At 73.0% G+C, this 20,219-nt stretch carries 19 protein-coding genes; 10 read left to right on the top strand and 9 right to left on the bottom strand.

The genetic code is table 11. The features are described 5' to 3' along the window. The first annotated feature begins 76 nt into the window (after positions 1–76). Positions 77–769: an iron-dependent transcriptional repressor DtxR gene (locus ABT354_RS12205; RefSeq protein ID WP_351492371.1), complete on the top strand. Its 693-nt coding sequence runs from the start codon at positions 77–79 to the stop codon at positions 767–769. Between the two features lie 854 nt (positions 770–1,623). After that, entirely contained in the window at positions 1,624–2,637 is a 1,014-nt protein-coding gene (locus ABT354_RS12200; protein ID WP_351492369.1) for an alpha/beta fold hydrolase, read from the top strand. Between the two features lie 119 nt (positions 2,638–2,756). On the opposite strand, the gene ABT354_RS12195 is transcribed toward ABT354_RS12200, so the two are convergent. Next, the gene (locus ABT354_RS12195) at positions 2,757–3,302 is read right to left on the bottom strand and encodes a subtilase-type protease inhibitor (RefSeq protein WP_351492367.1); all 546 of its coding nucleotides are present in this window, start codon (positions 3,300–3,302) and stop codon (positions 2,757–2,759) included. A 378-nt stretch (positions 3,303–3,680) separates the two neighbouring features. Between ABT354_RS12195 and ABT354_RS12190 the strand changes: the two genes are divergently transcribed. Next, positions 3,681–4,829 carry a hypothetical protein gene (locus ABT354_RS12190; RefSeq protein ID WP_351492365.1) on the top strand — a complete coding sequence of 383 codons (1,149 nt, stop codon included), beginning with the start codon at positions 3,681–3,683 and terminating at the stop codon, positions 4,827–4,829. A 180-nt stretch (positions 4,830–5,009) separates the two neighbouring features. Then, positions 5,010–5,354, top strand: coding sequence for a peptidase inhibitor family I36 protein (locus ABT354_RS12185; RefSeq protein WP_351492363.1), 345 nt, complete (start codon positions 5,010–5,012; stop codon positions 5,352–5,354). 33 nt (positions 5,355–5,387) lie between these two features. On the opposite strand, the gene ABT354_RS12180 is transcribed toward ABT354_RS12185, so the two are convergent. From ABT354_RS12180 to ABT354_RS12165, 4 genes are all read right to left on the bottom strand, one after another. Next, entirely contained in the window at positions 5,388–5,954 is a 567-nt protein-coding gene (locus ABT354_RS12180; RefSeq protein ID WP_351492361.1) for a hypothetical protein, read from the bottom strand. 282 nt (positions 5,955–6,236) lie between these two features. Then, positions 6,237–7,871 (bottom strand): transporter, encoded by a 1,635-nt coding sequence (locus ABT354_RS12175; RefSeq protein WP_351492359.1) that lies wholly within the window; start codon positions 7,869–7,871, stop codon positions 6,237–6,239. Positions 7,872–7,900: 29 nt separating this feature from the next. Beyond that, positions 7,901–8,776 (bottom strand): ABC transporter ATP-binding protein, encoded by an 876-nt coding sequence (locus tag ABT354_RS12170; protein ID WP_351492357.1) that lies wholly within the window; start codon positions 8,774–8,776, stop codon positions 7,901–7,903. An 82-nt stretch (positions 8,777–8,858) separates the two neighbouring features. Then, positions 8,859–9,557: a bifunctional DNA primase/polymerase gene (locus ABT354_RS12165; protein WP_351492355.1), complete on the bottom strand. Its 699-nt coding sequence runs from the start codon at positions 9,555–9,557 to the stop codon at positions 8,859–8,861. Between the two features lie 425 nt (positions 9,558–9,982). Between ABT354_RS12165 and ABT354_RS12160 the strand changes: the two genes are divergently transcribed. Both ABT354_RS12160 and ABT354_RS12155 read left to right on the top strand, forming a co-directional pair. Continuing rightward, positions 9,983–11,365: an NsdA family TPR-like regulatory protein gene (locus tag ABT354_RS12160; RefSeq protein ID WP_351492352.1), complete on the top strand. Its 1,383-nt coding sequence runs from the start codon at positions 9,983–9,985 to the stop codon at positions 11,363–11,365. Between the two features lie 356 nt (positions 11,366–11,721). Next, positions 11,722–13,029 carry a hypothetical protein gene (locus ABT354_RS12155; RefSeq protein ID WP_351492350.1) on the top strand — a complete coding sequence of 436 codons (1,308 nt, stop codon included), beginning with the start codon at positions 11,722–11,724 and terminating at the stop codon, positions 13,027–13,029. Positions 13,030–13,056: 27 nt separating this feature from the next. On the opposite strand, the gene ABT354_RS12150 is transcribed toward ABT354_RS12155, so the two are convergent. Continuing rightward, entirely contained in the window at positions 13,057–14,529 is a 1,473-nt protein-coding gene (locus tag ABT354_RS12150; RefSeq protein ID WP_351492348.1) for an ABC transporter substrate-binding protein, read from the bottom strand. Between the two features lie 179 nt (positions 14,530–14,708). Here ABT354_RS12150 and ABT354_RS12145 point away from each other — a divergent pair, with 179 nt between their 5' ends. Together ABT354_RS12145 and purU are read left to right on the top strand one after the other, a co-directional pair. Then, positions 14,709–15,155, top strand: coding sequence for an SCO4402 family protein (locus tag ABT354_RS12145; RefSeq protein WP_351492622.1), 447 nt, complete (start codon positions 14,709–14,711; stop codon positions 15,153–15,155). Between the two features lie 116 nt (positions 15,156–15,271). Next, a complete protein-coding gene (gene purU / locus ABT354_RS12140) occupies positions 15,272–16,123 on the top strand; it encodes a formyltetrahydrofolate deformylase (RefSeq protein WP_351492347.1) in 852 nt (283 codons plus the stop codon). 89 nt (positions 16,124–16,212) lie between these two features. Here the strand turns inward: purU and ABT354_RS12135 are convergent, their stop codons facing one another. Next, positions 16,213–17,520 carry a zf-HC2 domain-containing protein gene (locus ABT354_RS12135; RefSeq protein WP_502983399.1) on the bottom strand — a complete coding sequence of 436 codons (1,308 nt, stop codon included), beginning with the start codon at positions 17,518–17,520 and terminating at the stop codon, positions 16,213–16,215. Continuing rightward, positions 17,487–18,065 (bottom strand): sigma-70 family RNA polymerase sigma factor, encoded by a 579-nt coding sequence (locus ABT354_RS12130; RefSeq protein ID WP_351492342.1) that lies wholly within the window; start codon positions 18,063–18,065, stop codon positions 17,487–17,489. Before ABT354_RS12130 ends, ABT354_RS12135 begins: the two co-directional genes overlap by 34 nt. 231 nt (positions 18,066–18,296) lie before the next feature. Between ABT354_RS12130 and ABT354_RS12125 the strand changes: the two genes are divergently transcribed. Both ABT354_RS12125 and ABT354_RS12120 read left to right on the top strand, forming a co-directional pair. Next, the gene (locus ABT354_RS12125) at positions 18,297–18,674 is read left to right on the top strand and encodes an STAS domain-containing protein (RefSeq protein ID WP_351492340.1); all 378 of its coding nucleotides are present in this window, start codon (positions 18,297–18,299) and stop codon (positions 18,672–18,674) included. Positions 18,675–18,812: 138 nt separating this feature from the next. Then, on the top strand, positions 18,813–19,328 hold the full coding sequence (locus ABT354_RS12120; RefSeq protein ID WP_351492338.1) for an EF-hand domain-containing protein: 516 nt from the start codon (positions 18,813–18,815) through the stop codon (positions 19,326–19,328). A 193-nt stretch (positions 19,329–19,521) separates the two neighbouring features. Here the strand turns inward: ABT354_RS12120 and ABT354_RS12115 are convergent, their stop codons facing one another. Further along, complete coding sequence (locus ABT354_RS12115) at positions 19,522–20,112, bottom strand: lytic polysaccharide monooxygenase auxiliary activity family 9 protein (RefSeq protein WP_351492335.1); 591 nt, start codon at positions 20,110–20,112, stop codon at positions 19,522–19,524. Between the last annotated feature and the right edge of the window lie 107 nt (positions 20,113–20,219).

Here is a 20,219-nt window from a genome sequence, read left to right as displayed (position 1 = left end):
CAAGGCCCGGTTGTCGGCGTGATGCGTAAGAATTGACTCCGGGGCCGCAGCGGCACGATTTCATCGAGGGGCACGTATGTCCGGACTGATCGACACCACGGAGATGTACCTCCGCACCATCCTTGAGCTGGAAGAGGAAGGTGTGGTTCCTATGCGAGCCCGGATCGCCGAGCGGCTTGACCAGAGCGGGCCCACGGTCAGTCAGACCGTGGCCCGCATGGAGCGCGACGGCCTGGTCCAGGTCGCCGGGGACCGCCATCTGGAGCTGACCGAGGAAGGCCGCAGGCTGGCGACGCGGGTGATGCGCAAGCACCGGCTCGCCGAGTGTCTGCTCGTCGATGTGATCGGCCTGGAGTGGGAGCAGGTCCACGCGGAGGCCTGCCGCTGGGAGCATGTGATGAGCGAGGCGGTGGAGCGGCGCGTGCTGGAACTGCTGCGCCACCCGACCGAGTCGCCGTACGGCAATCCCATCCCGGGCCTGGAGGAGCTGGGCGAGAAGGCCGAGGCCGATCCCTTCCTGGATGAGGGCATGGTCTCGCTGGCCGATCTGGACCCGGGCGCGGACGGCAAGACCGTCGTGGTCCGCCGGATCGGTGAGCCCATCCAGACCGACGCCCAGCTGATGTACACCCTGCGCCGTGCGGGTGTGCAGCCCGGCTCGGTCGTCAGCGTGACGGAGTCCGCGGGCGGGGTGCTGGTGGGAAGCAGTGGTGAGGCGGCGGAGCTGGGGGCCGACGTGGCCTCGCACGTCTTCGTCGCGAAGCGCTGAGCCACTCCCAGAGGGTTCCCCGGGAGAGTTGATCCAGGGGCGGGCCGGATCCGGCCCGCCCCTGACGATTTTTGCCCCCGGAAGAGCGCCGTCCAGGCGGCGGGCGTGCAAGGCTGTTCCTGAGGCATATGACCCGCGGCCGGGGAGGGATCAGGTGACGCGCCCGCCGTGCGCCCCGCGCACCCGACAGCGCTTTCCCTGGCCTGCCCGGCGGGTCGCCCATGACCTCGGCACCTTCGGCTCCCCGGGCCCCGGTGCCCTCCGCTCCCCGGCGCTCGGTGCCTTCGGCTCCCCGGCCTTCGGTGCCCTGGGCTCCCCGGCCTTCGGCACCGTCCGCTCCCCGGGCCTCGGTTCCTTAGGGTTTCCCGCCGGCCGCTCCCGCTCCCGGAGCCGCCCGGCCCTTTCCGCGCATCCCCGCCCCCGGGGTGCCGGCCGTCCCCGCCCGCCGGGGGGCCCGCTCCCGGGGCATGTGCCCCCGGCGGAGAAGTGCCCCGGCGCCCGCAGGCGCCGGGGCCTGTCCTCCCCTGTGCTGACCCGGAGCCCCGAGCTCCCAGGGTCATTCCCCGCGGACCGTCTTCCCCGAGCGGCCCGCCTCCCGCTGAAGGTCTTTCCCGCCCGGCGGGAGTCATTCCTGCCGGACGGTCACTCGAACGAGGGGTGTTATGAGCCAGAACGATGTTTTTGCTGCTCCACGCGGTATCGAATGATTGTTCGATAGTCTGCGAGGGTCCATCCGGGGGAGCGACGGCACCGGAACGGACCCCGGGCAGCACGCGGTGGGACTCGACGCGGACCGGCTCCGGAGAACCGGCCTCCGCGGGACGAACGGGGAAGGGGAAAGAGGTGCCAGGCACATGGTGCGGCGCATCGAGGTGACCGGGGCGGGCGGGGTTCCGCTCGTCGCGTGGGAGTTCGCCGATCCGCTGAAGGGGACGGGCGCCGGGGACGGCCCGGAGACCGGCGGATATCCGGGGGAAGCCGGGGATCGAGAGGATTCAGGGGTTACGGGGGACGCAGGGGTTACGGGGGTCACTGGGGACACCGAGGGCATGGGTGGCGACCCGGGTGGGGGCCCGGGCGGGGACCGCGCGCCCGGGGTCCTGCTGCTGCACGGACTGATGGGCCGGGGCTCCCACTGGGCGGCCACCGCCCGCTGGCTCTCCGCCCGCCACCGGGCGGTCGCCCTCGACCAGCGGGGCCACGGCCACAGCGGCAAGCCGGCCGACGGGCCGTTCACCCGGGAGGTCTTCGTCGCCGACGCGGCGGCGGCGATCGAACAGCTGGGCCTGGGCCCCGTGGTCGTGATCGGCCATGCGATGGGCGCGCTGACCGCCTGGCAGCTCGCCGCCGCCCGGCCCGACCTGGTCCGGGCGGTGGTCCTCAGCGAGATGCGGGCCTCCGCCCTGGGGGCGGCGTCCCAGCGGGAGTGGGAGAGCTGGTTCCGCTCCTGGCCGCTGCCGTTCGCCACCCTCGCCGACGCCCGCCGCTGGTTCGGCGCCGACGACCCCGTACTGGAGCGCCCCAACCCCGCGCGGGGCGACTTCTTCGCCGAGGTGATGACGGAGGAGACGGACGGCCGCCGTCCGGTCTTCTCCCGCCGCCAGATGCTCGCGGCCCGTTCGGCCTGGGCCCATGACGCCCACTGGGAGGAGCTGGCCCAGGTGCGCTGCCCCGCCCTGGTGGTCCGGGGCCTCGACGGCGAGCTGGGGCGGGCCGAGGCCACGGAGATGGTCCGGGTCCTCCCGTACGGGCAGTACGCCGAGGTCGACGGCGCGGGCCATCTCGTCCACTACGACCAGCCGGAGGGCTGGCGCGCGGTGGTGGAGCCCTTCCTGGCCGCGCTGCCCCCGCTCACCGCGGTCGCCTGACCGCCACCGACGGGCCCCGGGGCCGGGGACGACCCGGCCCCGGGGCGGCTCCGGGCGAGCGGGGGCGGCGGCCGCCTCGGCCGGCCGGGGCGGCCGAGGGGTCCGAGGGGCCGGCGGGGTCAGAAGGAGTAGAGCTTCCCGCCGCCCAGGGCCGCCGCCATCTCACAGCTGTTGGTGTAGGTGACGGTCCAGTCGACCCGCTGGCCCCGCCACACCCCGTCGGCGGTGACGGTGACCGGCTCGTACTGGCGGGTGCAGTTGATCCCCGGCAGCCCCGAGGAGAGCGCGTTGAAGTCGCCGTCCACGGCGCGCAGTTCACGACAGGCCGAGCGCGGCGACGGGTGGGTGCCGATGGCGCGCGGCTCACAGGCGAGGGTGACGGCGCGCTGGACGGCGACGGCGGTCTCCACCCCGTCGCCGAGGCCGATGGTGAGCACCAGGGCGGAGGGCGCGAAGAGCCGCTTCGTGCCGGTGGTGTGCGCCGGGGCCTTCGTCCCGGTGCTCGACCCGGACGCGAGCGGGAGCGCGGCAGCCGGGGCGGTACGGGAGTCGGCCGCGGTGACCGTGCTCCCGGACGGTGCCTGGGCGGCATGGGCCACGCCCGCCGCCGTTCCGCTCAGGACCAGCGCGGCGGAGACGGCGATCGTGCTGCGTACGGAACGCATGGGAGGAACTCCTTCGGTCCGGGGATGGTTGCGCCGAGGAGTCTCACGTAAGCGCAGGGTGAGCGTCATATCGATCACCCTTTTCCGGCCGTACGGAGGGGCGGAGGGCTGACCGAATGGTCGTTTGGGCTGGTGACCATGGTCGTCGGGGCCCTTCGTGAGGGTGTCCGGCATCTGGACACTCCCGGCTGGTCCAGTCCAACAAACGGTGCTGAGCTGCGGCGATGTAGTGCCGGTACGTTTCTTCGGTCATCCCGGGTCGACGCGAAAACATCCCTGTAGGGGCCACCGGCTTCCCGGGGCGTCCCTCACCCGGGCGGGGGACAGGCGTACGGAATCCCCCGCGCGGGTCCGCCCCGCCGCGTAGGGTCACCGGCCATGAGATGGCTCCCCCGGTCCAAGGCGGTCGAGAACGCGGTGGTCGCCCGGCAGATGCGCGGCTTCTTCAAGGGGCTGCCGACCGGGACCCGCGCCTGCCCCCGGCAGGTCGCCGAGGCCTATGGCGCCCATCTCTTCCACCGCCGCCGCCGCAGGCTCGTGGAGGAGAAGCGCTTCGCCGCCTCCCGCTTCCATGTCGGAATCGGTGTCGGCTCCGAGGACTTCGCCCGGCTGACCAAGCGGGCGGTCCTGGTCTCCGACACCCTGCTGCTCTCCCACAACGGCAAGGGCGCCGCGCACCGGATCTCCCGGCTCAGCCGCCATGACGCCTGGCTGCCACAGACCGAGGAGGAGGAGCGGAGCCTCGTCCTGCCGATGGGGTCGAGCACGGAGGAGCATCTGCACATGCTCTGCCCGGACCTGGACGGTCTGGGCGACTGGCTGCTCCGGGCCGAGCCCCTGATGCGGGCCGGCTCCGCCTGGTACCTGCCGACGTACTCGGTCTCCGAGGAGCGCGACTTCCATGGACCGGCGGGTGACCCGAACGACTACCCGGCGGATCATGTGTACGGCTCCCGCCCCGTCGTCCACTCCGGCGTACCGAGGCTGCTGGACTTCGTCGCCACCGGGCGCCGGGTCGTCGCCCAGAGCGACACCCCTGCGGTGACCAGCCGGATCGTCCTCCCGGTCATCGAGGATCTGGAACTCCCCTTTCTGGAGGGCATCCCGCTGGAGACCTTCGGCGCCATCACCGTCGGGGAGTTCGACGCCTATCGCGCCTTCCGCTCCCGGCTCCGGATGGAGGTGGCCGGAATCGATACCGCGCTGGGCGCGGAGGAGGTCCAGCGGGCGCTGACCCTGATCGGCCTGCGCATCGAGGACGAGGTCCGGGGCATGCGGGCCCAGCTGAACCAGGTCCGCCGCAAGCGCGCGGTGGCCGTGACCGGCGCGGTGGTCGGTACGGTCAGCGCCAGCCTGGTCGCCGTCTACGGCCCCGCCCTCCAGCCCGCCCTCGCGGCGGTCGCGGGCGGTGCGGCGGGCGGCCTCTGGGGCGCCTTCCAGGCGGGCGCCGACAACAGCCCCCGTGCTCTCCGCGAGAACGCCTGGTACTACGTCTGGACCCTCTCCCGGGCCGCCTCCGTGGCCTGAGCCGCCCGCGGGTGTGGGCCCGCACCCCGGGGGGCATGGCACCGGTACGTCGTTCGGAGCACGACCGGACCGGAGAGGCCGCATCCCATGGCGTACGCCTTACGCACCGCACGGACATCCCACAGGGCACCCACGGCACGGACGGCCCCACGGCCTCCCCGGGGGGTGACCCTCCTGGCCGTGCTCGGCACCGCCCTGGCCACCGCCCTCGCCACGGCTCCCCCGGCGGCGGCCCGGAACCCGGACAACTGCCTTCCCGGCCAGTTCTGTCTGTGGGAGAGCGTGGACCACGGGGGCGTGATGCTCTACTCCACCGGGAGCATGGCGTACGTCGGCGACCTCATGAACGACCGGGCCAGCTCCTTCCGTAACAACACCTCGTCCTGGGTCACCTTCTACGACAGCCGCGACTACAGGGGCGGTTGCTTCGACTCCATCCCGCCCGGCGCCGTCTCACCTGTGATGCCACCCGGCGCCGACGACGTGGTGACCTCCTTCAGGCTCACTCGGTGGGCCAACTGCTGATCCTGGGCCGCCGCCCGGCGTGCCGACTGTTTGTCAGCCGAACGGGGAGGCGCTTCCCGGGCGGCAGCCGTGCGGGACGCTGTTTCCGCTGATGTCGAAGTCGCCGCAGGTCAGAAAGACGTCATTGAGTCTGCCGAGGGTGAAGGCGAGCACCCCGACGACGGTGATCGCGCCGACGATCCTTCGCTGCTGGCGGGCGGAGAGTTCGGCCTCCCCGAACAGCAGGATCCTCAGCAGCAGCCAGGTCAGCAGCGGGGTGCCGATGATGCTGAGGATGCCGCCCGCCAGGAAGAGCAGCTCCCGTGGGGTCCCGCCGCGGTGGGGCACGGCGGCGGCGAGGCCCAGCCATACGGTGGGGAGGGCCAGACAGGCCGGGTAGACCCAGCCGTGCCGGGGGAGGCGTTCCCTCAGCAGCAGGGCGCTGAGGAGGACCGCGCTGGACACGGCCCAGAGCGTCAGCAGCTGGTAGTAGAAGATCACGTTGTAGGCGCCGAGGGTGAACGCGGGCTCCCAGACGGCGAGGGCGCCGCCGCCGGCGATGACGGCGGCGGTGGCCTCCCATCGTTCACCGTCCGGTGAGGGGTGGCTCTCGGATTCCATGGGGGTCCATATCCGGAGTGTGGGGCTTGTCCGGACATCGTAGGGTTACGGGGCGTGTGGCCCGGGCGACGCGCGGTATTTCAGCCCGTCCGGCGATTGAGGACGGGCCTCGGCCCCGAGTGACCTCGGGTGGACGGTCGGGTATTTCAGCCGGTCCGGCGTTTGAGGACGGACCCGAGCACCGAGTCGCCTCGGGCGGACGTCGGGGCCAGCCCCCGAGACCCCCGCTCCTCAAACTCCCCCAGACTTCGTCCGGGGGGACCCCCACGAGGCTGATTTCGCTCAGTCGCGGCTCACCGCCGTGAGGATTTCCGGGAGGCGGCGGGCCGTCATCGGGGCCGCCACGTGGATGCCGGACCAGGCGAGGAGGGCGCCCCAGGCCGTGCCCAGGGGCAGGATCAGCCACAGCAGATCGTGGCCGTCCGAGAGGTGGAGCCAGACCGTGGCCGCGATCACCGGGGCGCAGAGGACCGTCGCGGCCAGGATCCCGCCGAGGAGGGAGAGCCAGGCCAGCGCGCCCTGGCCCGGGGCCACCGACTTATGGGCCTCGTCCTGGGGGATCGAGTACGGGTAGAGCGCCGAGGCGACCGAGCCGGTCGCCAGCAGGGCGCCCAGGGCCGCGAGGGAGAGGCCCAGGGCGGAGGGCAGCTCGGACCAGTCGCCCACCACCGCCGCCACCACCAGGACCGCGATCACGGTGTACGGGAGGGTGATCAGCAGCAGCGCCAGCGCCCGCCCGCGCAGCTCCTCGCGGGCGTCCCGGGAGGTCGAGATGGTCTGCGCCACCATCCAGAAGGCCGAGCTGTCCTGGCCGAACTGGTTGTACATATTGATGCCGAGCAGCCCCGCCGCGAAGGTCGCCCCGTAGACCGAACCCGACCCCTGGAAGGCGTTCATCAGCGGGATGAACAGGCCGAGCGCCAGCCCCGTCACCCACCCCGCCTTGAGCTTGGGGTGGCGCCACACATAGCGCAGGGTGCGTTCCGCCGCCGTCCCCGCGCGCCCCTCGGGCAGCAGCCGGCTCAGCGCGGAGGGCCCCTCGCGGTGCTCCTTGGCGGGCTCCACCGCGGCCACCGTCGAGTCGTCCGGGGAGGTCATCAGCCGGGTCAGGCTCCGCTCCCACCACCACAGCAGACCCGCCAGGGTCAGCGCGGTCAGCGCCAGCTGGAGCAGGGCGACGGCGGTCGAGCCCCGGCTCGCCGAGTCGATCGCCCCGACCGCCGACGCGGGCGGCAGCCACCGTACGATCTCGGCCACCGGCTCCAGCGAGGCGGCGCTGTTCCGCTCGCTGACGCGCTGCACCCCGTAGTTGACGATCTGCGCCCCCACGGCGATCAGCAGACCGCCCAGGACCGCCAGGTCACGGCCCCGGCGGGAGGTCAGCAGCCGGGTGTTGGCGGCGGTGATCGAGCGGGCCAGCGCCACACAGACCAGCAGGGTCAGCGGTACGGCCACCACCGCCACGGCCGCTGCGACGGCGCCGTGCGCCAGGGCGATGGCCGAGCCGATCGCGAGCACCAGCGCGAAGGCCGGTCCGACGCCGGCCAGCGACCCCGCCAGCAGCGCCCCGACCAGCGGCCGGGGCCGCAGCGGCAGCATCGCCAGCCGGGTCGCGTCGAGGGTGTCGTCGCCGCTGTGGAAGAAGAGCGGCAGCACGGCCCAGCCGAGGCCCAGCACCCCGATGAGCATGACGGTGAGGGTGGCCGCGTCCTCGTGCCCGCGCAGCATGACCAGCCCCAGCAGCTGTCCGGCGGCGACCAGCGCCACCAGGACCAGCGAGAGGACGAAGAGGGCGGTGCGGGCGGAGGACTGGCGCAGCCCGTTGCGGAGCAGGGAGAGCTTCAGCCGGACGAAGACGGCGGCCAGCCGGGCGCCCTCCGGTGCCCGGGGCGGGATCGGGTGCCCCGGTGCGGCCATGGCCGTCCCCCCGGGGGTCGCGGAGGGGCTCACCGTCCACCGTCCGCGCGCTCGCCGCCGTCGCCGGGGGCGGCCGGGGCGCGGTCGCCGCCGAGCCAGTCCAGGGCCTCATGGGTGCCGGGGGCGCCCACCCCGACCAGCTCCAGGAACGCCTGCTGGAGGGTGGGCGCGTCGCCCCGTACCTCCGCGAGCGTGCCCTGGGCGCGGACCCGGCCCGCCGCCATGACGGCGACCCAGTCGCACAACGACTCCACCAGCTCCATCACATGGCTGGAGAAGACCACGGTCGCGCCGGAGGCGGTGTACCGCTCCAGGACGCCCCGGATGATCTGCGCCGAGACCGGGTCGACGCCCTCGAACGGCTCGTCCAGGAAGAGGACTTCGGGGTTGTGGAGCAGCGCGGCGGCGAGCCCGATCTTCTTCCGCATCCCGGTGGAGTAGTCCACCACCAGCTTGTGCTGTGCGCCCGCGAGGTCGAGGACGTCGAGGAGCTGGGTGGCCCGCTTGTCGACCTCGGTGCCGGGCAGTCCGCGCAACCGCCCCATGTAGGCGAGGAGTTCACGGCCCGACAGCCGTTCGAAGAGCCGCAGCCCTTCGGGGAGGACGCCGATCCGCGACTTCACCGCGACCGGATCGGCCCAGACGTCGTGCCCGGCTATCTCCACCCGGCCGCGATCCGGGCGGAGCAGCCCGGTCACCATGGAGAGGGTGGTGGTCTTGCCCGCGCCATTGGGCCCGACCAGGCCGATGAATCTGCCCGCGGGGAGGGTGAGGTCGATCCCGGAGACGGCGATCTGCTCGCCGAACCGCTTCCACAGCCCCTCCACGAGAACGGCGGGCGTCGCCCCCTCCGCCGCTCCGCCCGCGCTCTCTCCACCGGCCCCGGTGGCCCGGTCCTCCGACATGATGCCGCCTTTCGATGTCCCGTATCTCCCGTGCGCCCCGGTCGTGGGCACATCGGTACGGTCCACCTTAGGGAGGCGGTGGCTAGTTACCGCGGGCGCGTGCCTCCGCCGCATCCCGGCCGCAGGCGTAGGCCAGCGGATTGATCAGTTCCTCGGCGTCCGGGAGCCAGCGGTTGGTCTCGGTGGGGCGGCGCACCCACTGCACCGCGCCCCGGCCGCCGACCCGGGTCGGCGGGGCCGCCACATAGTGGCCCTCGCCCCGGGTGATCAGGTCCAGCGCGCTGGGGGCCCAGCCGAGACCGCGCACGAGGTCGGGCACCTTGGCCGTCGCCCCCGGCAGGACGAAGAAGAGCATCCGGCGGTCGGGGGTGCAGCACACCGGCCCCAGCGGCAGCTCCATCCGCTCCAGCCGGGCCAGCGCCAGGAAGCCCGCCGACTCCGGGAGGTCGAGCACGTCGAACGTCCGTCCTGTGGGCAGCAGGATCGACGCCTTGGGGTGCTTGCCCCACATACGGCGCGCCGCCGTGGCGCTGCCGGTGGCCTGGCTCGCCCAGTCCGGCCCGGCCGCGTGCGCGCCCGGTCGTTCGCAGTCGGCGGCGCCGCAGGAGCAGTGCTCCTTGCCGTCGGCCGCCTCCAGCCAGGTGCCGGGGAACACGTCCCAGTGGCGCTCCTCGGCGTACCGCACCGCGTGGTCCAGCAACTGCCCGCCCCGCTGCCGGGGAATCTGCCCGGTCGCTCCGGCGGCCTCGATGCTCTCTTCGACTCCGATGGTCTCTTCCACGTCCCTCTCAACTCTCGCCGTCACCTTGAGTTACGGGCACCCTACGGCTTGCCCTTGCCCATGATCCCGCATATGGGGCGCATCGATGCACGAATGGGGGCGCGCGTGGAGACGGGCCACGGCGGCGGGTAGCTACGTGTACAAGAGGGGCGAGATGTCGCCTGCGCCGGGGAGGGGTTCACACGGCCGCGTATCCGGAAACCGAGGGGTTGTGGCCGGTCGTCCAGGGGACGGCCCGGGGGATCCACGGAGCTTTCCTCACGGTACGTCCGGGCATGTCCGGCCGGTCGGGGGCCCGGAGGCGTGGGTGCGTCCATCGGGAAGCACCTTTGGAAAAACCAGACCAAGTCCGTCAATTCTGCATTCTCCGCTTATCGGCCGGGCAGTGATCCCTCCGTGGATCGCCGCAGGCTCAGGGGGTTTTCATGGCAGCCAGACCTCTCGTCGCCCGGCAACCGAACGAACGGTTGCAGGCACTCATTCAGGAAGCCGGGTGTTCCAACGCCGGTCTCGCCCGCCGGGTCAACATGGTCGGGGCGGAACGGGGCTTGGACCTGCGGTACGACAAGACATCCGTCGCCCGATGGCTGCGCGGACAGCAGCCGCGCGGCCGGGCCCCCGGCATCATCGCCGAGGCCCTGGGGCGCAAACTCGGCCGTACCGTCACGATTGACGAGATCGGCATGGCCAACGGCAAGAATCTCGCCTCCGGGGTCGGACTCCAGTTCTCCCCGACCGTCCTCGGGGCGATCGAGCAGGTATGCGAGTTGTGGCGGAGCGACGTCGGCCGCCGGGACTTCCTCTCCGGTGCCTCGGTCGCCGCGTCCGCACTCGTCGAACCCAGCCGTGACTGGCTGATCACCGGCGCGGACACCCAGGTCGCGCGGTCGGCGGGGGCCCGGGTCGGGGCCAGCGACGTGGAGGCGGTACGGGCGATGACCTCCGCCCTCACCGATCTCGACCATCGCTTCGGCAGCGGGCATGTCCGTCCCGTCGTCGTCCATTACCTCAACTCCGTCGTCTCCGGGCTGCTCTCGGGCTCCTACCGGGAGTCCGTCGGCCGGGAGCTGTTCGCGGCCGTCGCCCGGCTCACCGAGCTGGCGGGGTACATGGCCGTGGACACCGGACAGCCGGGGCTCGCCCAGCGCTACTACATCCAGGCGCTGCGGCTCGCCCAGGCGGCGGGGGACCGTGCCTACGGCGGCTACGTCCTGGCCGCGTCGATGAGCCATCTCGCGGCCCAGCTGGGCAATCCACGCGAGATCGCCCAGCTGGCGCGGGCCGCCCAGGAGGGCGCGCGCGGACATGTCACCCCACGGGCCGAGGCGATGTTCTACGCCGCGGAGGCGCGCGGGCACGCGCTGCTCGGGGACGCCCGCACCTGCCAGGCGGTGGCCGGCAAGGCGACCGCCGCGCTGGAGCGGGCCGAGCCGGACACCGGGGACGACCCCGCCTGGATCAGCCACTTCGACCGCGCCTACCTCGCGGACGAACTCGCCCACTGCTACCGGGACCTCGGCCACGCCGACGCCGCGGCACAGCAGGCGGCGGGGGCGCTGGAGGGCCACCCGGAGTCCCGGGCCCGGCGGCGCGCCATCGGCATGGTGCTGCTCGCCTCCGCGCAGGTGCAGCAGCGCGAGGTCGAGCAGGCGTGCCATACCGGCACCCGCGCGGTGGAGCTGCTCGGCCGGCTGCGGTCCACCCGGGGGGCGGAGTATCTGGAGGACCTTCAGCAGCGGCTGGAACCGTACGCGGATGAGCCCGCGGTGCGGGAGTTCGGAGCGAGGGTGGAGCTCCAGGCGGCGTGACCCGCAAAGTCAGCCCCATGGGGGTCCCCCCGGACGAAGTCTGGGGGAGCTTGAGGAGCGGGGCCTCAACATTCAGCCCCTCCGGCGTTTGAGGAGCGGGGTTCGGGGCTGGCCCCGACGTCCGCCCGAGGTGTCTCGGGGCTCGGGTCCGTCCTCAAACGCCGGACGGGCTGGATTTGCGCGACCGTCCGCCCGAGGTGACTTGGGGCTCGGGTCTGTCCTCAATCGCCGGACGGGCTGGATTTGGCCCGGGTCACGGTCGGGTTCCGGTAGGGGTGTTCGGGTACGGGAGGGGGTGACGCACCGGGTAGCGTGACCCGACGGTTCCGTAGGTTCTGTCGGATAGAGGAGTCCCGGTGACGCACAGCGGACAGGGTGACGATGGCCGCCCCGCCGCCCGCCCCACCCACGAGGGCGTGGTGCTCCCCTCCGACGGATCCGCCCCGTGGGCCCCACCAGGGGCCCACACACCCGATCCGCAGCCGACCGACGACTGGTGGGACCAGCCCGTGTCCCCGGGCCCGGGGGACGCGACGCAGCTGATCCCGCCCGTGGGCGCGGGTCCGCTGCCGCCGCAGATGCCGGGCCCGGGGGATGCCACCCAGGTGATCCCGCCGGTGGTGGGTGCCGGCCCACTGCCGCCGCAGATGCCCGGCCCGGCGGACGCGACGCAGGTCATTCCGCCGGTCCCGTCGGGCGCGGGCGACGCGACCCAGGTGATCCCGCCCGTGGGCGCCGGCCCGCTGCCGCCCCAGAGCCACCCCGGGTCCGAGGGCCCGGCCACCCGCGTCCTGCCGCCCGTACCGGCGGGACCGGTGGGACCGGCCGGTGGGCGGCCCGTGCCGCCCCCGCCGCCGGGCGCCCCGTACGGCATCCGGCCCGGCGCCCCCGGTGACACCCCCGTACCCCCCGCCGAGTTCGACGGCCTCTTCCGCGCCGGGGAACGCCCGCCGCCCGCCGGTCCCGCCGGTACGGCCCCCGGGCCCCGCTCCCGGCGGCGCGACCGGCGCCGGGCGCGCCGCCGCTCGACGGTCGGCGTTCCCGTGATCGCCGCCGTGGTCGTCGGCTGCGCGGTGCTGGGCCTCGGCGTCAGCGCGGTGCTCTTCGGCGGCGAGGACGACGACGGCGGGCCCGCCCGGGACACCGCCCCCGCCGTCTCGGCCGCCCCGACGGACGCGCCGCCGTCCCCGAAGACCCCCGCCGAGGACCCCGTACGCACCCAGGCCCAGGCGCTGGACCGGCTGCTGGCCGACAGCAACGACAGCCGTGCCGCCGTGATCCGCTCGGTGGAGAACATCAAGCGCTGCACCGAGCTGTCCCGCGCCGCCACCGATCTGCGCGCCGCCGCCGAACAGCGCCGCTCCCTGGTCACCCGTCTCGACGGCCTCGCCCTGGACCGTCTCCCCGGGAACGAGGACCTCACCGAGGCCCTGAGCGAGGCCTGGGAGGCCTCCGCCGAGGCCGACGACCACTACGCCGCCTGGGCCGAACAGGTCACCGGCCGCAAGGGCTGCCGCAAGGGCAAGGCCCGCGTCACCCCCCGTGCCCGGGAGGGCAACGAGGCCAGCGCCGAGGCCACCGAGTCCAAGCGCGAGGCCGCCCGGCTCTGGAACCCGGTCGCCACCGACCACTCCCTCCCCCAGCGCCGCGCCGACCAGCTCTGAGGCCCTGGCCCCGCCGGGCGCGGAGGGTCAGAGCGTCACCGACTCCGTCAGGGGGTCGCTCACATCCACGAAGTCCTTCCGCTGGGCCACCAGCCGGCCCTCCCGGACGACCTGGAAGGTCACCCGGAGGTTGACGATCCGGGGGAAGTCGGGGGCGCCGAACATGTCGTCGAACTCCCAGCGCAGCTCGGGGGTGAGGCCGCCGGTGGTGACGCGGGTGCCGTCGTCGAGGGAGCGGGCGACGGCGGAGGGGGTGACGTCGTCGCTGTCCAGCTCCTCCAGGACGGAGCGGAGGACGGTGTAGGCGATCCAGGTGGTCTGCACCCCGGCGTCGGCGGGGTCGACGCGGTTGTCGGCGAAGGCGTACTCGTCGATCACCCGCTTCATCGCGCCCCAGCGGCTGTCCCCGGGGGCGGGGTACCAGCCGGTGATGTACGCGCCCTCGAAGGGGCCGTCGGGGCCGCCGGTGCGGTCGATGAGGGGCTGGCCGACGCTGCCGATCACGGAGGAGACCCGTACGCCGAGGTCGTCCTCGGGCAGCCGCCGGAAGGAGTCGAAGAAGGTCTCCGTGCGGTCGCCCAGCGCGGCGGTGACACACCCCGGGCGGCTCCCGTCGTCGGAGCCGCCCGCATCGGAGCCGCCCGTACCGGAGCCGTCCGCGTCGGAGCCGCCCGTACCGGAGCCGTCCGCGTCGGAGCCGCCCGTACCGGAGCCGTCCGCGTCGGAGCCGCCCGTACCGGCGTCACCCGTACCGGACGCGGAAGAGGCCCCGGCGCCCGTGCCCGCCGTGCGTCGGGCCTCCGCCGCCGCCTTCCCGTACTCCGTGGCGTCCTCCGGCGCGAGCACATCCGTGGTCCGGTTGCCCGCCTCCGCCAGCCCCGCGTTCAGCAGCGGCGCCAGCTGGTCCCCCGCGTACGAGTCGGGCCGGACCAGTGCCACCTCCCGGCAGACATCCGCCAGCTGGACCCCGTGCCCGGCGAGCAGGGTCGCCTGCCCGCCGTTGACCGGGTACGACAGCGGGCTCCGGAACTCCTCCTTCGACGCCCCGAACCCCCCGATGAACGGGATCCCGGCCGCCTCCAGCGGGCTCATGAACGCATTGCCGTGCTGGCTGTACGAGCCGACGACCGCGTCCACGCCCTCGGCCACGGCCCGGCGGGCACAGGCGGCGGCCCCCCGGGAGGTGTTCCGCTCATTGCAGGTGATCACCCGCAGCTGGTGCCCGTCGATCCCGCCCCCGTCGTTCACCCAGCGGGCATACGCATGGGCCATGGCGGGCATCCCGGGCATATTGGTGGATCCGGTTTTCTCCGGAGCGAAGGTCATCACCGTCACCGTCTCCCGGGAGCCCCCGGAGCCGGGGAGCGCGCCGCAGCCGGAGGCCAGCAGCGCTCCCGCCGTCACGGTCACCGCCACCGGTATCCCGCGCAGCGCGCGCGGCCGGGCCGGACGGGAGGGAAACGAGGGGTCGGCCGAGGGGGAACGTCGCCTACCAGTCATGGGTCATCACATTTCCGCCGTCCGGGTAACGGCGGAGTGTGCGTCCTTCAACGGTGGATGTCGGGCAGGTGAATTACGGGGGCCCCGCCGGACGGGCCCGCGCGGAACGTACGATCGGGGGCGTGCAGCAACAGCAAGGACCGGGTCCCTCTTCCCGTCGCGGGCGTCGCTCCTCCACCATGGGCGGTATGCCGCTCAACGACATGCCCTGGTGGCGCTGGCGCGCCCAGGTGCGGTCCGCCCTGCACATGCTCTCCGATCCCGTCTTCCACCAGGAGACCTGGCTCGCGGGGGTGGACGGGTACGGGGATGTGACCGACGCCGTCTACCGCCTGGTCGAGGACACCTGGCTGGACAACTGGTCGGCCGAGAAGTACGTCGGGACGATCTTCCGCGACTCGACCGAGGCCGCGCTGGTCGATGTGGCCGCGCTGCGGGTGCTGCGGATCCTGCACCAGGTGGGTGCGGACGCCCCCGTATCGGAGTTCATGGCCCACCACGGCTGGCCGGAGGCGGTCCGGGCCTGCCGGGACGCCCATCAGCGGCTGGCCGCGAACGACGGGGACGATCCGGATGTCCCGCCGCGCTCCCTGGATGTGCTGCGGATGATGACCCGTACCGGCTGAGGACCGGCCGGGGACCGGCCCGTACCGCTGAGTACCGGGTGACGGAGGGGCGGACGCCGTGTCCCGCTGGGCGGACGTGCGCCGTCTCCGGAGCGCCGGTATGGCACCCTACGAGGATGACCGACCAGTACGTCCTCACGCTCTCCTGTTCTGACAAGCAGGGCATCGTGCATGCCGTGTCGAGCTACCTCTTCATCACCGGCTGCAACATCGAGGACAGCCAGCAGTTCGGCGACCGGGACACGGGTCTGTTCTTCATGCGCGTCCACTTCACCGCGGAGTCCCCGGTGACCTTGGAGAAGCTGCGGGCCAGCTTCGCCGCCGTGGGCGACTCCTTCCAGATGGACTGGCAGATCCACCGGGCCGAGGAGCCCATGCGGATCGTCCTCATGGTGAGCAGGTTCGGTCACTGCCTCAATGACCTGCTCTTCCGCTCCCGTACCGGCGCGCTGCCGGTGGAGATCGCCGCCGTGGTCTCCAACCACCGTGACTTCGAGGAGCTGGTCTCCTCGTACAACATCCCCTTCCACCACATCCCCGTCACCAAGGACACCAAGGTGGAGGCGGAGGCGCGGCTGCTGGAGCTGGTCCGGGAGGAGGATGTGGAGCTGGTGGTGCTCGCCCGCTATATGCAGGTGCTCTCCGACGATCTGTGCAAGCAGCTCAGCGGCCGGATCATCAATATCCACCACTCCTTCCTGCCGAGCTTCAAGGGCGCGAAGCCGTACCATCAGGCGCACGCCCGGGGTGTGAAGCTGATCGGCGCGACCGCGCACTATGTGACGGCCGACCTGGACGAGGGCCCGATCATCGAGCAGGAGGTCGAGCGGGTGGGCCATGGGGTCACCCCGGAGCAGCTGGTGGCCGTGGGCCGGGACGTGGAGTGCCAGGCGCTGGCGCGGGCCGTGAAGTGGCACGCCGAGCACCGGATCCTGCTCAACGGGCGGCGTACGGTCGTCTTCGACTGACCGCCGACTGATCCCCGGCTGACCGCCGACCGGCCGACCGCCGCCGGTCCGTACCCGGGGACGGCCCGTACCCGCCCGTACCGGCCGGGCTATATCCGGCTCAGCGACGCCGCGGCGAAGAGCACCTCCCGGACCGCCTCCCGGTCCCCGTCCTGTCCCGCCGCGGCCTCGTCCGGCAGCACATGCCCCGCCACCAGCTGGCAGAACTCCACCCCGTCGAGTGCCACCTGCGCCACCGCGTGGTCGGGTGAGCCCAGGGCCGCGGGCGAGTCCAGCGGGATGTACCAGTGGCCGCCGCCCGGCCCCTCGATCTCCAGATGGAGCGAGCGCCCCGGCGACCCCGCCGTCACCAGCTGCCGGGCCGGACCCGCCAGACCCGAGCGGCGGCGGCCGGCGAGCGCGGCGGGCAGCAGCCGGACCGTGAGGTCGATCATCCGGTGGAGATGGGAGCCCCGGGGCGGATCGTACGGATAGTCCACCGCGTCCGCGATGTCATCGGCGTGTATCCAGCACTCGAAGGCCCGGTCCAGCAGGGAGTCCCGCAGCGGCAGCGAGAAGTCGCCGTAGGAGACGGACAGCTCCGCCACGCCCCGGTCCGCGAAGGACACCGTACGGATCAGGGTGTGGCTCTGGTCCCGCCAGGGGCCGTGCACCTCGCGCCCGGCCGGGTGGTCCTCGGCCCGCCAGAACTTCTCGGTCCGCTCGACCGCCGACGAGGGCGCGTCCCGCCCCAGCGGGTCGTCGAGCCCCAGTGCCCCGGCGACCAGCCCGTCCATGGTCATCAGATGGCCGATCGCCCCGGCCACGGTGGTGGTACGGCCGGTCTGTTCCTCGGCCTCGAACCAGCGCAGCCGCACCGGCGCGTTCCACTCCGCCTCGCCTATGTCCCGCAGCAGGGCGTCCAGCCGGGCGGTCTCGGCGTCGTACGGAGCCGCCCAGTCCGGTACGGGGATACGGGCGGGGCGGCGGCCCAGGCAGTTCTCCAGGACCCGGAAGCGGAGCAGCGGATCGAGATCGAGGTCCCGTTCGGTGTGGAGCAGCCCCACCGCGTCCCGCAGTCGCAGTGCCTCGTCCGCGCAGGGGGCGCACTCGCCGAGATGGGCCTCGACGGCGGTGGTCTCCTCCGGGGAGCAGGCGGAGAGCGCCCAGGCGCCGAGGAACGATTTGAGCACGCTGTGCTCGTCGGTGTCGCCGTCTCCGGAGGGGTCGGCGCTGTCGGTGGGTGCTGCGGGCATATCGGCCTCGGGCGGGGTGGGCGGTGTCTCGGGTCCGCCGTGCGGCGGTGGGTCGGACGGGGAAGGCGGCGGTGGGTCGGGCGGGGAAGGCGCCGGGGGGCTGGCCGGGGGAGTGGCGGGGGTGCCGCTCACCACGGCCGCCCGTAGCCGGGTGGTGAGGATCCCTCCAGCGGCCGGGCGTTCGCGGTGGAGAGCAGCTGGAGCCCGAGGCGCAGCCGGCGGCGGGCCTCGTCCTCGCTCACCCCGAGGTCACGGGCGGTCTCCCGGTAGTTCCGGCGCTGGTGGTACGCCAGCTCCAGGGCGGCCCGCAGCGGGGCCGGCATGGAGGTGACGATGTAGTCGGCGCGGGCCGCGACGGCCGCCCGGCGCACCTTCAGCTCCAGCTCCTCCGGGGAGCCGCTGCCGCGGGCGACGGCCGCCGCCTCGCTCTGCCGCAGCCGGTGGACGGCCTGGCTGTTGGTGAGCTTGGCGACCCAGGAGCGCATCGAGCCCTGTTTGTGGTCGTAGGCGTCCGGGTTCTCCCAGATGTAGCCGAAGACCTCGCGGGTGACCTGGTCGGCGGCGCTCTCGTCGTCCAGCACCCGCAGGGCGAGCATATGGACGAGGGAGGCGAATCTGTCGTACAGCTCGCCGAGTGCCGCGGCCTCGCCCCGGGCCAGCCGCTGCTGCATCTTCCGGTCCCAGCGTGGCGCTGCGTCCCTTGCCATCCGGCCCCCAAACCGTGCGGTGTGTCGCGCTTCCGAGTTCTGCGGGTACCCGTGCCCCCTCCCCGGTGAATGTAATGCGCACCCCTCGATCCGTACGCCCCTTTGCATCAAGTGCGCCCCCGGGGGAAGGCCGAGATGGTAATGGGGTTCCGGGCGCCTCAAGGAACCCGCAACATCCGTCCGCTTGGATGCCGGGACGCGAACGGGGCGAACACGATGAGGAGGTCCGGTGTGACGCTGGTGGTGAAGGGGTCGAGGCAGGGGCCGTGGACCGTGCTGCACATCCGTGGCGAGCTGGATCTGATGTCCTCGTCGGAGGTGCGCCGGGAGGTGCACGCGGCGGTCGCGGCGGGCCGTCGCGATGTGGTGCTCGACCTCGCGGACGTGGTGTTCTGCGACTCCAGCGGGGTAGGGGTGCTGGTCGCGTCGCGGCGGCTGCTGAACTCCTGCGGCGGCCGGCTGCGGCTGGTTCTGCCGGACCGTCATCCGGCCCATGGGGCGCATGTCCGGCGGGTGCTCGGGGCGCTCGGGGTGCGGCGTCTCTTCGAGGTGTACGGGGAGGTCGGCCAGGCCGTCGCGGCGGCGGAGCCGGGCACGGTCCCGGTGTGACGTCCCTGGTCACCGGGTCATGGTCAGCCGGCCCCCCGGTGCCGTGTGCCGGTTTCGGCTGGGGTGATCTATCGGACGATTCTCCTTAATTCGCGGGTACTTGCACGCGTCAGCCACCGGTGGGCTTACGCTCCCCGCATGGACAGCGCAGAGTACGAGCGCAAGATCGCGTCTCGCTTCGCCGCCTTTGACCAGGACGGCAATGGCTTCATCGACCGTGAGGACTTCAGCGGCGCCGCCGCGCGGCTTCTCGCGGAGTTCTCCGTCACGGCCCGCTGCGAGCGCGGCCAGGCCCTTTACAACGGGGCGGAGGCGTTCTGGCAGGGCATGGCCGGTATCGCCGATGTGGACGGGGACCAGCGGGTCTCCCGGCAGGAGTTCGTGACGGGTGCGGTGAAGCGGCTCCGGGACAACCCGGGCCGGTTCGCGGAGATCGCCCGCCCCTTCCTGCACGCGGTCGTCCGGGTCGCCGACGCCGACGGTACGGGGCTGACCCCGTCCTCGGCCGCCCGCGCCCTGACGGTCCTCGGGGTCGCCCCCGCCTTCGCCGAGCAGGCCGGGCGCGCCCTGGACACCGACGGCGACGGGCGGATCGCCGAGGAGGATGTGCTCGCCGCCTTCGCCGCGTACTACGTGACCCCCGAACACCCCTGAACCCTCCCGCCCTGCCCCGCCCACCCCGGGCGGGGCGGACCGACGACAGGGACGGGCCCCGCCGGGGGTACCGGTGAGGCCCGTCGTGTGTGTGGGGGCCGGGCGGCTCCTGGAGCCCCCGCCGGACTGGCGGACTGCCGGTTCGTCAGGCCGTCAGCCCTTCGGTCCGTCAGCCCGCCAGACCGTCAGGCCGTCAGAACTGGACGTCCGAACACGCGTAGAACGCGTTCCCGGTGTCCGCGATCGTCCAGACGGCGAGGATCAGATGCTTTCCCGACTTACGGGGCAGGTTGCCCGTGTGGGTCAGGGTCTCGGGCGGCTGGCCGCGATAGGGCACGACCAGGAAGGGCTGTGACTCAAGAGCGGCGCGGGTGAGCCGCTGGCCGGGGTTGTAGCCGTCCTTGGTGATGTAGTAGCGGAAGTCGGTTGTCGAGTGGCGTGCGGTGAAGCGCCAGGTGAAGGACTGCGAGGAGCCACCGTTGACCCGGGTGGCGGGCCAGGCGCCGCCGCGCGGGTCGTCCAGCTCCGCGAAACGGCTGTTGCCGCCCGCGCAGATGGTGCCGTCGGCGGGTCCCGCGCCGGGGAAGCCCTTGAGGCCTTCGACGCTCTGCGGCTCCCAGACGATCGAGCCGCAGTTGGCCACCGTGCGGTTGGCACAGAGCTTCTGGCGGCTGGCGACCGGTGAGTCCGTGTATCCGTGGCCCTGGGCGCTGCCGGGCACGGCGACCAGCGTGGTACCGGCGAGCCCGAGGCCGATGAGGAGTGAGGTCAGTTTTCTGCGCATGCTTCGCTCCTGGGTGGGGGAGCCGTGGGGACGGCTCGGAGGAGGACGAGCTGCGGTCTAGACCAAGTCCGAGACTAGGGCCGATTTCATGGTCATGTCCACAGCAA

The organism is Streptomyces sp. NPDC000594, from assembly GCF_040299965.1.
Classification (GTDB): Bacteria; Actinomycetota; Actinomycetes; order Streptomycetales; family Streptomycetaceae; genus Streptomyces.
This window is presented reverse-complemented; position numbering and strand designations above follow the sequence as displayed.